Annotated in this window: 14 protein-coding genes; 11 read left to right on the top strand and 3 right to left on the bottom strand. The window is 40.1% G+C overall.

All coding sequences use genetic code 11. The features are described from left to right. The first annotated feature begins 104 nt into the window (after window positions 1-104). The 8 genes from B2400_RS14570 to B2400_RS14605 all read left to right on the top strand — a co-directional run bounded on the left by B2400_RS14570 (window position 105) and on the right by B2400_RS14605 (window position 9,415). The gene (locus B2400_RS14570) at window positions 105-986 is read left to right on the top strand and encodes a tyrosine-type recombinase/integrase (protein ID WP_149526372.1); all 882 of its coding nucleotides are present in this window, start codon (window positions 105-107) and stop codon (window positions 984-986) included. Between the two features lie 13 nt (window positions 987-999). After that, a complete protein-coding gene (gene hpf / locus B2400_RS14575; protein ID WP_149526371.1) occupies window positions 1,000-1,341 on the top strand; it encodes a ribosome hibernation-promoting factor, HPF/YfiA family in 342 nt (113 codons plus the stop codon). A gap of 228 nt (window positions 1,342-1,569) precedes the next feature. Continuing rightward, window positions 1,570-2,079, top strand: coding sequence for a hypothetical protein (locus tag B2400_RS14580; RefSeq protein WP_293934519.1), 510 nt, complete (start codon window positions 1,570-1,572; stop codon window positions 2,077-2,079). 80 nt (window positions 2,080-2,159) lie between these two features. Next, window positions 2,160-2,522 carry a hypothetical protein gene (locus B2400_RS14585; protein WP_246172233.1) on the top strand — a complete coding sequence of 121 codons (363 nt, stop codon included), beginning with the start codon at window positions 2,160-2,162 and terminating at the stop codon, window positions 2,520-2,522. A gap of 165 nt (window positions 2,523-2,687) precedes the next feature. Next, window positions 2,688-3,215 (top strand): ferritin, encoded by a 528-nt coding sequence (locus B2400_RS14590; RefSeq protein WP_149526368.1) that lies wholly within the window; start codon window positions 2,688-2,690, stop codon window positions 3,213-3,215. Between the two features lie 141 nt (window positions 3,216-3,356). After that, entirely contained in the window at window positions 3,357-6,083 is a 2,727-nt protein-coding gene (locus B2400_RS14595; RefSeq protein ID WP_293934523.1) for an outer membrane beta-barrel protein, read from the top strand. Continuing rightward, window positions 6,083-7,057: an NAD(P)H-quinone oxidoreductase gene (locus tag B2400_RS14600; protein ID WP_293934525.1), complete on the top strand. Its 975-nt coding sequence runs from the start codon at window positions 6,083-6,085 to the stop codon at window positions 7,055-7,057. The genes B2400_RS14595 and B2400_RS14600 overlap by 1 nt, the downstream gene beginning before the upstream one ends. Before the next feature lie 69 nt (window positions 7,058-7,126). Next, window positions 7,127-9,415 (top strand): GH92 family glycosyl hydrolase, encoded by a 2,289-nt coding sequence (locus B2400_RS14605; RefSeq protein ID WP_293934527.1) that lies wholly within the window; start codon window positions 7,127-7,129, stop codon window positions 9,413-9,415. 451 nt (window positions 9,416-9,866) lie between these two features. Here the strand turns inward: B2400_RS14605 and B2400_RS14610 are convergent, their stop codons facing one another. The 3 genes from B2400_RS14610 to mqnC form a co-directional block, all read right to left on the bottom strand. Then, entirely contained in the window at window positions 9,867-10,040 is a 174-nt protein-coding gene (locus B2400_RS14610) for a hypothetical protein (protein ID WP_260042185.1), read from the bottom strand. Window positions 10,041-10,170: 130 nt separating this feature from the next. After that, complete coding sequence (gene scpB / locus B2400_RS14615; protein WP_293934531.1) at window positions 10,171-10,731, bottom strand: SMC-Scp complex subunit ScpB; 561 nt, start codon at window positions 10,729-10,731, stop codon at window positions 10,171-10,173. A gap of 10 nt (window positions 10,732-10,741) precedes the next feature. Beyond that, window positions 10,742-11,866: a cyclic dehypoxanthinyl futalosine synthase gene (mqnC, locus tag B2400_RS14620; RefSeq protein ID WP_293934533.1), complete on the bottom strand. Its 1,125-nt coding sequence runs from the start codon at window positions 11,864-11,866 to the stop codon at window positions 10,742-10,744. A gap of 158 nt (window positions 11,867-12,024) precedes the next feature. Here mqnC and B2400_RS14625 point away from each other — a divergent pair, with 158 nt between their 5' ends. The 3 genes from B2400_RS14625 (at window position 12,025) to B2400_RS14635 (ending at window position 14,522) form a co-directional block, all read left to right on the top strand. Beyond that, entirely contained in the window at window positions 12,025-12,471 is a 447-nt protein-coding gene (locus B2400_RS14625) for an SRPBCC family protein (protein WP_149526361.1), read from the top strand. A gap of 137 nt (window positions 12,472-12,608) precedes the next feature. Next, complete coding sequence (dctA, locus tag B2400_RS14630) at window positions 12,609-13,862, top strand: C4-dicarboxylate transporter DctA (protein WP_293934536.1); 1,254 nt, start codon at window positions 12,609-12,611, stop codon at window positions 13,860-13,862. Between the two features lie 276 nt (window positions 13,863-14,138). Beyond that, the gene (locus B2400_RS14635) at window positions 14,139-14,522 is read left to right on the top strand and encodes a YkvA family protein (protein WP_223110807.1); all 384 of its coding nucleotides are present in this window, start codon (window positions 14,139-14,141) and stop codon (window positions 14,520-14,522) included. Window positions 14,523-14,629: the final 107 nt, after the last annotated feature.

Consider the following 14,629-nt stretch of genomic DNA (forward strand, 5'->3'; position numbering starts at 1 on the left):
CTTTTTCATTTTCGTGTCAAATGAGAGATTTCAATAATTATATTGCGATAGATCACATTTTTTTCAGAAAATAATTCCTAATATTACCAATAAGGGAAGAGGAAATGTATAAGGAAAGTTTTATAACATATCTAAGATTTGAAAAGCATTATTCGGTGCATACCTTGACCGCCTATGAGAAAGAAATAGATCAATTTCTAGCTTTCGCGGACCAAGAGTCGTATACCTTTGATGCTATCGATTTCAAATTTCTCCGTTATTATTTTTCGACGCTACGAGAGTCTAAAAAGGAGGCTCGATCAATTAATCGTTCCATCTCCGCTTTGAAATCCTATTATAAATATCTACTTCGCGAGGGTTTGGTAGAGCGCAACCCAATGTCGTTGATTAAAGCATTGAAAGTGCCGCAGAAATTGCCGACGATCGTTGAAAAAGAAAAGATGGTTAGCCTGCTGGATCAAATTGAAGGGGAACTGAGCAGTTTTGAAGATTTACGCGATTTTATCGTGCTTGAACTACTATTTGGAACAGGTATCCGTGTATCGGAATTAGTGTCGATTAAAGAAATAGATGTTGACTTTTATAATAAAAAAATACTTATATTCGGAAAAAGGAGTAAAGAGCGTTTTGCGCCTATCAACAACACTTTACTAGAAGAACTGAAACGGTATATGTTGGAAAAAAAACAACAGAACTTTCAAAACATTATACCGGAGTTAGTCGTTACCAAAGAAGGAAAGCCTGCTTATCGGGAGCTCATTTATAGAATCGTTAAAAGGTATCTCAGTATGATTACTTCACAGAAAAAAAGAAGTCCTCATGTGCTCAGACACACCTTCGCGACAGCGCTCTTAGATAATGGGGCAGATTTGAATGCAATTAAAGAGTTATTAGGTCACGCTGGGTTGTCGGCGACACAAGTATATACCCATAACTCAGCTGAACGTTTGAAATCAATTTATAAACAAGCCCATCCAAAGGCTTAAAAAAGGAGGAAAAATGAACATTACAGTGCAATCTATTAAATTTAATGCAGACCAAAAGTTAATTGAGTTCATTAAGAAGAGATCAGAGAAGTTAAATCAGTTTTTGGACAACATCATCGAGGGCGCATGCTATTTGCGTTTAGAAAATGTTGATGACGAAGCAAACAAGGTAGTCGAGTTAAAATTTAATGTTCCCGGCAATCAGTTGTTCGCTAAGGCACAAGCAAAGACTTTCGAAGAAGCCACAGATGTTGCTATCGAATCGATCCGACGACAGATTAATAAGCACAAAACAAAAACACGAACAAACGCAAGTAACCACAAAGAGATATTAAATCAAGAAGAAGAATTCTAAGAAATATAAAATTTGAAAAGAAAAGCTGCCTCAATGAGACAGCTTTTTTTATGCATATCATTTTCGTACAAAAAGAAATGTGTTGATTAGTGGTAATCGTATATTTCCTGTACGTACGTGACAAATACTTGATTGATAAGTTTGTAGTTAATTATCTATACAAATAGGTAATTAATAGTTTTATCCTTAGGGAATTCTTGCTAACTTGAGGTTAATAAAACAAACAACATGCCCCTAAATAAATTAAAAACATTGGAATCATTGGTTAAAAGTGCCGATGGGAGGAAGCTTAAGGACGACACCAAGCTTGTTATGTGGTTAAACGAAAACTCCGCTGTCGACGAAATAATTTATAGGATCGAAGAATTGATAGAGATGAAATGCGTAGAAAAGGAAATTTTGGATGACAATGGCATACGTCTTATCTACAATCAAAAGTCTATACAGATCGCCGACTCAAATGGAGAAATAAATTTAAACAAATTACTAGCTGCCATAAACGAACTTTTGCATCCAGATTATGAAATTAGGTTTTGGAAAGGTTCTTATGGAATGACGGATTTGGCATTCATTCCTTTAGCGAAGGAATTGTGGGATGCTTTGGAAGAGCATCTGAGCACTTCTTTAGTGAACGAGGAATTCCGCCGGGTAGAGTTTGATACGCAACTATTCTACCTTCATTCAGTAAGTGTTCAAAAATATTTAGACGAATATCTAAAATTTAAATCATTGTTCTAGGAGCGAACGAACTTTATCATGTTTATTTATTTGGATTAATTCTTAATATTATTTAGATTTGTTCCAGACTAATGAAAAACATGATTTGTCCTTTAGCAAACGTTGAAGAAGTATTTGTATCCGATGACGCTGCGGTCTACCAATGTAGCCGACAAAACTGTTATTGGTTGGAGTTTCAAGGTGCCACTACGGCGTTCAATGTAAGAGATTTTTTCGCTTTCAAAAAGAAGATTGATAGTATCGATCTTGAAGCTATGCTTACGGATTCGTCACGCAACGGTGACTTTGAAATCATCATGCCGTTTCGCACCGAACGTTGTTTTATTCTATCCATTGAGGAGATCCTTCAGCTTCGCGAAGTCCTGTCAGGAGCGAAGTTTATGATCGAACTTAATGGGGTGATTCATAGTTGTCTACACTCAAGATCCCTATTAACATTTTAAGCTGTAATTATACTAGTTCTAAATAAGTTAGCTATTTTATGGCCTAATTTAGACTGAATTTGTATTGCAGAAAAATCCAATAATTTTTATTGCAACACGTTATCTTTGTAGTGTTGGATTTGAAACTCATTCAATCCGCGCTGGACATTTTTATATATAGTTGTTATGAAAGATTTATTGAAATTAAAAACATCCATCTCTGAGGAGATCGAAAACATATTAAATGCACAAGTTAAAGTTGAAGCACACTCATCATCATTGTACTTAGCAATGTCAGCATGGTGTGACGATCAAGGATTAGATAATGCTGCAGCATTCTTTGCAAAGCAATCTGACGAAGAGCGTGCTCATATGTTGAAGATCTTTAACTACATCTCAGCAAGAGGTGGCCGTGCGATCTCTCCAGAAGTTACTAACGTTCCTGTAGACTTCGAATCGTTCAGAGGTGTGTTCGAGCAGACATTAGAACAAGAGATGTTTGTGACCGAACAATTTAACAAAATTGCTGATAAGTGTATGAAAGCGAAGGACTTCGTAACGTTCAACTTTATTCAATGGTTCTTAGAGGAACAAGTTGAAGAAGAGTATGTTGCTCGTCGTATTCTTGAGCTATTCGACGTAATCGGAGAAGACGGAACTGGAAGATGGGAAATTGACCGTCATCTAGTAAAAGTAACTTTCGACGGAGAATAAGTTAAAAAATAATAAAAAGGGGCTAAAATTGTATTTTTAGCCCCTTTTTTTATACAAAAATTTTAAGTTCCTGCGTTTTAATGTTAAATTTCATTTATTGTGAATTAGTAGATTTAAATTACTCTATAGGAACTATCTTAGGTGCATAATCTTTATTATATCTTGACCGTGTTGATGGTCTGCCTTTCGGTCTCTCCGAAGCTGCTTGCGCAAGAAGGCGCCAGAAGCATTGAAGGGTTGGTGGTAGATACTATTGGTATGGGCTTGAAAGGGGTTTCAGTGCGCTTAAGCAGTACGGCAGATACGATTGTTGTTACGACGAACGCCAATGGTTTCTATCGTATCAACAAGATAAAAGGTGAGCATATCAGTGTAACTTACAGTATGCTGGGGCATCAAATCGTTAAGAAGACTTTTCCCGCTAACCGTTTTATAGATCAGATTTTTGCGCCAAAGGTTACTCTCCATCCGCAGGCCAACTTAATCCCAGAGGTACGGGTGATGAAATACATTCCGATAGTCAATAAGGGAGATACTATACAGTTTAATATGAAGGCCTTTTCATTTCCACAGCGATCGCTGCTCGAAGAGGCGTTAAAGAACATTCCGGGATTTCAAGTTTTGCGTGATGGGACGCCATTTTACAATGGCCAAATAATTACCGGGGTACAAGTTGATGGCCGAAAATTCTTCGGAGGTGATGTGCTAACCGCGACGAGGAATCTTCCTACTGAATTTGTCAAGCAGATTGAAGTAATCAATGATTACGGTACTGCATCAGCAGAGAAAGGAATCAAGAATACGGAGCCCGAAAAAATCATTAATATCATCTTAGAAGATAATAAGAAGAAAATTACGTTCGGACAAGGGACGCTTGGCGGTGGAACGCGCGAGCGATATTTGGGTATTTTGGGTATCAATAAATTTAATGATGGTCAAGAGATCTCTGTTGTTGGGTCCTTAAATAATACCAATACCAGTTTGTTCGCATTTGGTTCTCCTAATGGTGCCGGTGGCAGAGCAACTTCGCTCGGGGAGTTCGGCGACTACGCTGATCAATCTGATGGCTTGAATAAGCTGGGGTCTGTAGGTGTCAGCTTTTCTGATAATTGGGGGAAAGACATACAGATATCTGGAGGCTATAACTATCAAAGCCGTCACAATCTGACAGAAGGTAACTCTTTATTAACTTCTTCCTATAGCAATTTTAAGATCCATAAGAAAGAGGATTATAGTACTACGACCCTAGATAACTATCACAAATTATTCTTTGAAATCAATTCTAAATTTAAGAATCAGGATATATTTAAAATCAAACCTACGATTACCTACAACAGAACTTTTGTAGATAATAATAAATATACCACCCGCCAGAATTATAGAGTTAGCGAAAGTGGTGAACAGAAAGATAGTTCTGTGAATTCTACGCCGACGGCAGAGGTGTTGATGTTCTATTCCAAGTATTTCAAGAAACCGGGAAGAAAGTTAGTAGGTGATTTTAGATTTAATTTTCAAACGATAGGGAAGGATGAACGTGTCACAGAGAGCTACGTTATTTATGATACGACCAGCGTGAACCCATCTATCAGTATGTTTGAACAGGAGCAAATTGTTGATGCACGAAACGATCTTAATACGATTAAATCATCTGTTTCGTATGTAGAGCCTTTTTTCAAGCACAGTCTTTTGGAGGTTTCCTACGATATTGACATTACGGATATCGAGGCACGCCGGATGGTTAGAAAGGAACCATTCGAAATAATAGATTCCTTAGGCGTTGAGTATGCTTATCAGTTTCGGAGCTTTAAAACCGGATTAAACTATCAGTATGAACCCAATAATAGATTCCGTGTTAATTTGGGCTTTGCGGTCCAGCCTCTTAGTCTAGATGGTAAAGTTAAGGGAGATTCAGCGACTTACAATTACAGTAATGTAAACCTTATTCCAACGACAAACGTTCGATACAAGGTAAATGATGAGCTTGATTTACAATTTTCCTACCTTGGGAAAAACAATCAGCCCAATTTCCTGCATATTTCGCCAGTGCGTGATAACTCCAATTCCAGAAATATTATCGTTGGTAATCCTGCATTGAAGGCCGAATTCTATAATAAGATTTCTACTAGCCTGCGTAAGTTCGTTACGAATAGGGGCCAATATTTCGAAACCAGCTTCGCTTATACCTTTATCAATAATAAGATCGTAAGTACAAAAAAGTCAGTATCCAAAGAGTCGACTATACAGGAAACCTCTTTTGAAAATACAAACGGTTATTACGATGTTCGGTGGAACTACCTATTTAATACGCCATTTATCAACGACAATTTCCAACTTGATCTAAATGGTGATGTTGAATATTATAACAACCTTTCTTTTATTGATACAAGAAAGAGTACGACTCGACAGTTGCTTTTTAATCAAAACCTCCAGTTCCGTTATAACTGGAATGAGTACTTTGAGTCGGTGTTCAATACCAACTATTTCTTGAATAGAGCTATTTACGAATTACCATATCGGAATAAGATTGCAGCGCATTCTTTTCTTTTAAGCTTAGGTGGCAAAGGGTATATCAGCAATAAGTTCGTGTTAGGCGCAGAGATGTCGCAGCGATTCTACAACGGGTATGTTAGTGAGTTGAGTGACGTAAATCCAATGATCATCAATACTTACCTAGAGTACACCTTTATGAAGAATAATCTAGCATTGCTTCGCTTGCAATGCTTTGACCTGCTTGATCAAAATAAAAATGTCGGCGTATTGACAGAATATGCAGGGAATGATGTTTTCGAATCTAGAAATAACAGATTAGGACGCTATTTGATGTTGACTCTCAATATCAGATTGCAATCCTATCCAAATAAAAAATAATGAAAGCCATTGTAATTACAGAGTTCGGCGGGCCTGAAGTATTGAAGATTGAGGAACGCCCGGATCCGATCCCTCAAGAACATCAGGTGCTCATCCGCGTGAAAGCTGCTGGTATTAATCGTCCGGATGTATTTCAACGAAAAGGCAATTATCCGGCACCTGAGGGCGTCGCTGCGGACATCCCAGGTTTAGAGGTGTGCGGTGTTGTGGAGGCACTAGGAGCCAAGGTAACTAAGTTTAGAATAGGAGATGAGGTCATGGCGCTATTGGCTGGTGGCGGATATGCTGAACTTGCGGTGGTAGATGAGGGAATTTGTATTGCGAAGCCTCGTAATATTAGCTTTTCTGAAGCCGCAGGACTTCCCGAAACCTTGTTCACCGTATGGCATAATGTGTTCCAACGAGGTAGATTGAATAGCGGCGAGAATTTTCTAGTACATGGCGGTGCGGGAGGGATCGGTACGACCGCGATACAGCTTGCCAAAGCTTTCGGAGCCCACGTTTATACTACTGTTGGAACAGCGGACAAAAAGCTGCTCACAGAGGAGTTAGGAGCTACCAAAGCGATTATTTACCGCGAAGAAGACTTTGCAGAGGCTTTGGCTGCCATCGGTATGGACGTCATTCTAGACTCGATCGGAGGAGAGTACTTTGAAAAGAACATTAAGATCATGAATCCAGAAGGACGACTGGTCTACATCAATGCGATGCAAGGTGCCAAGGTTGAATTGAATCTCCTAAAGCTTATGCATAAGCGCATAACTTTAACAGGATCCACGCTTCGCTCGCGCGACAGTGCCTTTAAGACGTCGCTCGCTCAAGAAATCCAAGAAAAAGTAATCCCGCTCATCGAAGATGGCAGATACAAAGTAGAATTGAGCCAGGTATTCGATTATCGAGACGCCGAGCAAGCTCATCGACAGATGGAGAGCAAAGATCATTTCGGGAAAATCATCCTGTCTTTCGAAGGCTAAATACTTTTAGCAGTCTATTATCAAGGAATATTTTCTATATTTAAGCAACGAATTAATCCTAAAAAGCCTATGCGATTAAAAATTCTTGCAACAGCTTTCCTATTGGGGAGCTCTATCCTTACAACTTACGCTCAAAAGATAGGAAAGATTGAACGTCCTATTGATATGGTGAGTACCCTCGTCGGTACTCAATCGACGTATTTTCTTTCTAGCGGCAATACTTATCCAGCGATTGCCATGCCGTGGGGAATGAATTTCTGGAGCCCACAGACTGGAAAAATGGGCGACGGTTGGATGTACACTTATACTGCTGAAAAAATAAGAGGAATTAAGCAAACTCACCAGCCATCCCCTTGGATGAACGACTATGGGCAGTTCTCCATAATGGCGATGGTTGGCAACAAAACCTTCGATCAGGATAAGCGCGCTAGTTATTTCTCCCATAAAGCTGAAATTGCGAAGCCGCATTATTATTCAGTATACCTAGCGGATTATGACACAAAAGTAGAAGTTACCCCGACGGAGAGAGCTTCCTACTTCCGTTTTACATTTCCCAAAACAGACTCCGCTTTCGTTCTGCTCGATGCGTTCGACAAGGGATCTTTTGTTGAGATTATCCCTCGCGAGCAAAAGATTGTTGGTTATAGCACCAAAAACAGTGGGGGAGTTCCGGATAACTTTAAGAACTACTTTGTCATGGAGTTCGACCGTCCATTCGCAAACCTAGCAACCTTCGCTGACTCGGTGTTGACCGATGATCGTTTAAAGATACAAGCAGATCACGTAGGCGCTCTAGTGGGATTTAAGACAGCGAATGCAGGGGAAAAGCTGCTCGTTAAAGTCGCGTCATCCTTTATCAGTCCAGAACAGGCGAACCTCAATCTAAAAGAACTTGACAACATCAGTTTCGACGAGCAGGTAGCCAAAGGTGAAAAGCGTTGGAATACGGAGCTTTCAAAAATCCAAGTGGAGGGCGGAAGCATCGATCAAATCCGAACATTCTATTCCGCACTATATCGTTCGCTATTGTTTCCGCGTATGTTCTATGAAATTGATGCCGCGGGCCAGGTCGTGCACTATTCGCCTTATAACGGAAAGGTGCTGCCGGGCTATATGTTTACAGATACAGGCTTTTGGGACACCTTCCGCTGTCTGTTTCCGTTCTTGAATTTGATGTATCCTGATGTGAACGAAAAGATTCAGGAAGGCCTTGCAAATGCCTATAAAGAGGGAGGCTGGCTCCCGGAATGGGCAAGTCCCGGCTACAGAAATATTATGGTAGGGAATAATTCAGCATCGATTGTTGCAGATGCCTGGATAAAAGGGGTGAAATCCAAAGATATTGAAACCCTGTACGAGGCTGTGAAGAAAGGAGCGAATAATGCTGGTCCTATTACGGCTGTAGGTCGCGCAGGAGCAACATACTACAATGAGTTGGGCTATGTTCCCTACGATGTGAAAATACATGAAAATGCCGCTCGTTCGCTTGAATATGCCTATGATGATTTTGCTATTTATCAGTTAGCCAAATCGCTGAATAAACCCCAGGAAGATTTAGATTTTTACAAGGAGCGCTCCTTCAATTACAAAAAACTTTTCGATCCATCCAGCGGACTGATGCGCGGTAAGAACAAAGATGGTTCATGGTCTACACCATTCAATCCTTTTAAATGGGGCGACGCCTTCACTGAAGGTAACAGTTGGCATTACAGCTGGTCGGTTTTTCAAGATGTTGAAGGACTAGCTAAACTGATGGGTGGACATAAAGCTATGGAAATTAAACTAGACTCCGTATTCCATCTTCCACCGGTATTCGACGATTCTTATTATGGATTTCCAATACACGAGATCCGTGAAATGCAGATCGCCAATATGGGACAGTATGCGCACGGAAATCAACCTATTCAGCACATGATATACTTATACAATCATGTTGGAGCACCTTGGAAAGCGCAATACTGGCTTCGTGAGACCATGAACCGCATGTACTCTCCAAACCCAGATGGCTACTGCGGCGATGAAGATAACGGACAAACCTCTGCATGGTATGTCTTCACGGCGATGGGCTTCTATCCTGTAACTCCAGCGACCGACGAATATGTCTTAGGATCGCCCATATTTGATAAGGTAACCATCAGCCTAAACAATGGTAAGAAGGTAAATATTGAAACAAAAAATAACTCGGATCAGAATCGCTATATCCAAAGCATGAAGTTCAATGGCAGAAGCTATAGTAAAAACTTTATCAGTCATAGCGAGCTTATGAAGGGAGCAAACCTAAGCTTTGATATGGGCGCAGAACCCAACAAAAATAGAGGGGTTAGCAGGGGAGATTTGCCGTTTTCATTGTCTAAGTAGATATTAGATATAAGAAATTAGACATCGGACGTTAGATTCTGGCATTTTGAGAAAAGATGTTTTGATTAAAAGTTGTTTTGAACCAGGAAAGGAAGGATGCAATGATTAGCAGGATCCTGTGAATCTTCTAAATCCTTCCTTTCCTGGTTCAAAGACAATGCCTCCTGACGATCCTTACATCCTTGCTTTCCTGGTTCAAAGACAATACATCCTGACTATCTTTGCATCCTTCCCTTCCTGATTCAAAACTTTTCTAGCTTAATCTAAAGGTTGAAACAACACTCCATTTTTCTAAAAACCACGCGTCTAACATCTAATATCTCACATCTAAAATCTAACAAAAAAGCCTGGAATCTCTTCCAAGCTTGCTCAATTTCTTTTATCCTTTATAAGGCCACACATAGCCCTCCCAACATGATGTATTGGTAAAAGTGATTCAGATTATTCTCGATTAAAAATCGTCGTCTTCATCGTCGTCGAAGTCATCGTATCCTCCGCCGATAGCGTCGATATCATCTAATTCGAAATCGTCTTCATCGCCATCGAAGTCATCAGAATCATCATCTGGACCGTTGAAGTTGAATACTCTTTCTTCAACCATTACATCATTTTCAATTACTTGCATTGTCGCCATTTTGTTAATTATGATATTGTACTTTGTATCTTTTGTATGGTAAAATTATAGAAGATAATTCAATTCAAAAATATTTTTTTGAAATTATTTCTTACTGTATAATCTTTAACATTTACAAATTTTATTCAACAATTTCACCAATGCTATTCTCCTCAGCCACAATGTCTTTCAGCTGCGGAAGCTCTTTTGTGCTTCGCAATCCAAAATGCTGCATGAACTCAAAACTCGTGGCATATAAGAGCGGTTTTCCGATGGAATCAGCTTTGCCAACTATACTGATCATGCCCTTGTCTAAGAGGCGTTGAATCGTATAATCACAGTTGACCCCACGTATCTGTTCGACTTCTAATTTTGTAATAGGCTGACGGTAAGCAATGATGGCTAAGGTTTCAAGGCCTGCCTGCGAAAGCTTCCTCTTTTCCTTATGCAACTGCAGTTGATTGATCGACGGATGATAGACTGCTTTCGTTAAAAACTGATACTGCTCATTGATGATATGAAGTTCGAAAACCTGATCATCCGACGCATATTTTTGTTTTATCTTCTCAACAAACCCTTCAAGCTCTTCTTTCGTAATCTCTATTGCCAAAGCCTCTTGCAATACCAAGCGTAGGTCATGAAGATTGATGCCCTCTGTAGACGCAAAAATGATGGCCTCAATATTTAATAGAATATCTTTCAATGTGCGGCTATTAATAGTTAATCACTTGTTCTTCCATATCCACTGGCAGCTCGCGGTACTGATAAGTCTGCGTTCTTAGCTGTGGTTCAAAGCCTGCCTCTGCAATGGCATCCTGAATAGATTTCGACGTAAATCTATGCGGAGCACCAGCAGCAGAAACAACGTTCTCCTCGATCATGATCGAACCGAAGTCATTAGCGCCGGCATGAAGACATAACTGTGCCGTTTGCTTTCCTACGGTCAACCAAGAAGCCTGTATATTCTTTACGTTAGGCAACATGATACGGCTCAAAGCAATCATGCGTACATATTCATCCGAAGTAACATTGTTGGTAATACCGCGAAGGCGCTTCAACAAAGTGCCATCATCTTGGAACGGCCATGGAATGAAGGCGATAAAGCCATAATGGTCTTCCGGTTTTTCATCCTGCACCTCTCGGATCCATACCAGATGCTCGAAGCGTTCTTCGATCGTCTCGATATGGCCGAACATCATGGTTGCAGATGTTGGAAGGTTGATCTTATGTGCTGCACGCATCACATCCAACCACTCCTGACCACCACACTTCCCTTTTGAAATCAAGCGGCGAACGCGGTCATTCAAGATTTCCGCACCGGCTCCCGGTAGAGAGTCCAATCCAGCTTCTTTCATTGCCGTCAGCACGTCGATATGGCTCATATTTTCCAGTTTCGAAACGTGAGCAATCTCTGGTGGACCTAGGGAGTGAAGTTTTAACGTAGGGTATAGCTCTTTCAGCTTTTTAAATAAGTCGGTGTAAAACGCCAATCCTAAATCAGGGTGGTGTCCACCTTGTAGCAACAACTGATCGCCACCATATTTAAAAGTCTCTTCAATTTTTTGCTTATAGGTTTCTATATCGGTGATATAGCTCTCATCGTGTCCCGGTCTACGGAAGAAATTACAGAATTTGCAGTTCGCAATACAAACATTGGTGGTGTTTACATTACGATCGATCTGCCAAGTCACTTTGCCGGAAGGAACTTGAATCTTTCGAAGTTCATTCGCAACGAAAGCTAAATCGGCCGTAGGCGCATGATGATAAAGAAAAACCCCTTCTTCTTTCGAGAGGAATTCAAAATTCAATGCGCGTTCAAGTAAGCTGTTTACATTCATCACTAACAAAGATACGGAGTTTTTTACAAATCGGAAGGCTCTAGCAGCCGAAGGAAAGACGAAGATTGTATGACGATTTTTTTACAGGACTTTAACCTTCGCTTAATAAATTGTTGGGTACTATTGCTTATATTTAAGACAACACAAAGGAGGATCCTATGCGCCAGCAAACTATTCACATTGAACGAACTTATCCCATCGCCCTAACTGATTTATGGCAAGCTATCACTAATAAAGACAATATGAAGGAATGGTTCTTTGAGATTCCCAATTTCACGATGGAGATCGGTGGGGAATTTGAATTCTACCGACATAATAAGCGCGAAGATTCTCTTCATCATTGCCAGGTCTTAGATGTGATACCCAATGAGCTTTTTAAGTTTACCTGGCGCCATCCAAAACAAAGCAAAGGCACCTCTATCATTACTTGGCGATTAATTCCGCGCGGAGGGGCAACGACCCTGCACCTGACCCACGAGGGCCTCGAGAACTTCCACGACGCCGGAGAGCAGTTCAGTCAAGTACGCTTTGAAAACGGTTGGAATTATCTACTTGGCGAATCACTCAACAAATATGTCGATAAACTAACAGTCTCCAACCAATAACTCAAGCGCTTACCTACGAAATCGTGTCTCTTCCAGAAATTATTTGCAAATTAGTTTGCAATACTCTTTCTTTTTTCCTTTAAATTTAGACTTTTGTAGATTCTAAACCTTAATTGATTAAGCCACAAAAGCTATTTATGAAGAAGATCTTTTCGAGCTTGTACGTCCAAGTCATTCTCGCTATTATCATTGGTATCCTTATCGGTATTTTTTATCCGGATTTCGCAGTCAAGATGAAACCTCTAGGCGACGGTTTTATCAAACTTATCAAAATGGTCATCGCACCGCTGATTTTTGCCTCCATTGTAATTGGCATCGCCGGTATGAAAGACGTAAAGAAAGTAGGGAAGATCGGTCTTACAGCCATTATCTATTTCGAGATTATGACCACCATAGCATTATTGATTGGCTTAGTCTTCGTCAATTGGATTCAACCTGGTACTGGTATGAACGTCAATCCGGCAGAACTAGACCCCACAGCGATTTCCGAATACGTGTCAAAATCGCAGGAGCATAAAACGACCATGGATTTTATCATCAGCATTATTCCGGATAATGTCGTAGCGGCTGTAGCGTCGGATAATTTGCTTCAAGTACTTCTGTTTGCGGTGTTGTTTGGGGTAGGGCTAACTAAGATAGGCGAGAAGGCTTCGGAGCCTGTATTAAATGTCTTAGACTCCTTCTTAAAAGGTCTATTTGCAGTTATCAAAATCATCATGTATCTAGCTCCCATTGGCGCTATGGGGGCGATGGGCTTTACCATTGGCAAGTACGGTGTCGAAGCCTTGTCCTCGCTGGGGTTGCTGATGATCAGCTTTTATCTAACCTGTATCATTTTTATCATTTTCATTATCGGTGCCGTGCTGCACTTTTACGTAAGAGTCAATATTTTCAAGTTTCTTAAATATATCAAAGAAGAGATCCTGATTGTATTAGGTACTTCTTCATCCGAATCAGCGCTTCCAGGGATCATGAAAAAGCTGGAAGATGCCGGTTGCTCCAAGCCTATTGTTGGGCTCGTTATTCCCACCGGATACTCCTTTAATCTGGATGGAACCTGTATTTATCTAACGATGGCAGCCGTATTTATATCGCAGGCCTTAAATATGCATTTGAGTTTAGAGCAGGAAATTACGCTGCTATTGGTGCTTTTGTTAACATCTAAGGGTGCCGCAGGCGTTACAGGGAGTGGTTTCGTAACATTAGCTGCGACATTGCCTGTGGTAGGTCATATACCGGTCGAGGCGGTCGGCATTGTGCTAGGAATAGATCGATTTATGAGCGAGGCACGTGCGATTACCAACCTTATCGGCAACGGAGCAGCAACGTTAGTTGTCGCGAAATATGAAAAGGGCCTCGATAAAGAGTTATTACAAGAAAAACTAGGCTAGCCGCCTATTCATTGAAGCATAAAAAAATTAAGGGGTTATACTTTCGTACAACCCCTTTTTATAAAGTTATTTCTTTTTTTTGTTAGCATCTCTGCTATCTTAAAAATAACCTTATTTGTACTATTATAACGCCGTAGTATTTACGATATTGTGTAGACGTTAAATTATTTTTAAAAAACTGTTAAATAACGCTATTTCAATCCTTTTAATAATTTTTATCCCTATTAAACCGTTTATTAAAAACACTGTCTTATTGATAAAATGACGAAAGAACAAATGAAGAAAAACTATTTTAACAGAGCACTTCTGTTATTCAATACCTTTAAAAATCGTAAACTGACTAAAGAAGAGATCGATTTGGCTGAGGATAAAGCTCAAAACTTAGGGGAGAAGAGTAGTGATTTTGGTCTTTTACTATCGATGATCAAAGATACCTTTGCCGGTCGATATAAAATGAATAAATGGAATATGTCGGTCATCGTGGCGACGATTATCTACGTTGTATCCCCTTTGGATGCTGTACCAGATTTGATACCGGTCTTAGGATGGTTGGATGATGCATCGATTGTAGGTTTTGCGATTTCAAAATTAGCGGATGAAATACTGCGCTACAAAAAATTTAAACGGATGAAACCGGTCGATTTACCGGTTACAGAATAGACGATGTGGGAAATGAAGTAAGGGAGCTGTCTGAAAAGACAGCTCTTTTTTTGTTTTGAACCAGGAAAGTGAGGATGTTTCGGATCCTTTGTCTTTGAACCAGGAAA

It is taken from the genome of Sphingobacterium sp. UBA6645 (assembly GCF_002455685.1).
Classification (GTDB): Bacteria; Bacteroidota; Bacteroidia; order Sphingobacteriales; family Sphingobacteriaceae; genus Sphingobacterium; species Sphingobacterium hotanense.

Coding starts and splice junctions, on each gene's coding strand:
- B2400_RS14610 (WP_260042185.1), bottom strand. CDS start 10,040: ATGCAAGTAATTGAAAATGATGTAATGGTTGAAGAAAGAGTATTCAAC.
- mqnC (WP_293934533.1), bottom strand. CDS start 11,866: ATGAATGTAAACAGCTTACTTGAACGCGCATTGAATTTTGAATTCCTC.
- B2400_RS14605 (WP_293934527.1), top strand. CDS start 7,127: ATGCGATTAAAAATTCTTGCAACAGCTTTCCTATTGGGGAGCTCTATC.
- B2400_RS14580 (WP_293934519.1), top strand. CDS start 1,570: ATGCCCCTAAATAAATTAAAAACATTGGAATCATTGGTTAAAAGTGCC.
- hpf (WP_149526371.1), top strand. CDS start 1,000: ATGAACATTACAGTGCAATCTATTAAATTTAATGCAGACCAAAAGTTA.
- B2400_RS14585 (WP_246172233.1), top strand. CDS start 2,160: ATGATTTGTCCTTTAGCAAACGTTGAAGAAGTATTTGTATCCGATGAC.
- B2400_RS14635 (WP_223110807.1), top strand. CDS start 14,139: ATGAAGAAAAACTATTTTAACAGAGCACTTCTGTTATTCAATACCTTT.
- B2400_RS14570 (WP_149526372.1), top strand. CDS start 105: ATGTATAAGGAAAGTTTTATAACATATCTAAGATTTGAAAAGCATTAT.
- dctA (WP_293934536.1), top strand. CDS start 12,609: ATGAAGAAGATCTTTTCGAGCTTGTACGTCCAAGTCATTCTCGCTATT.
- B2400_RS14590 (WP_149526368.1), top strand. CDS start 2,688: ATGAAAGATTTATTGAAATTAAAAACATCCATCTCTGAGGAGATCGAA.
- B2400_RS14625 (WP_149526361.1), top strand. CDS start 12,025: ATGCGCCAGCAAACTATTCACATTGAACGAACTTATCCCATCGCCCTA.
- B2400_RS14600 (WP_293934525.1), top strand. CDS start 6,083: ATGAAAGCCATTGTAATTACAGAGTTCGGCGGGCCTGAAGTATTGAAG.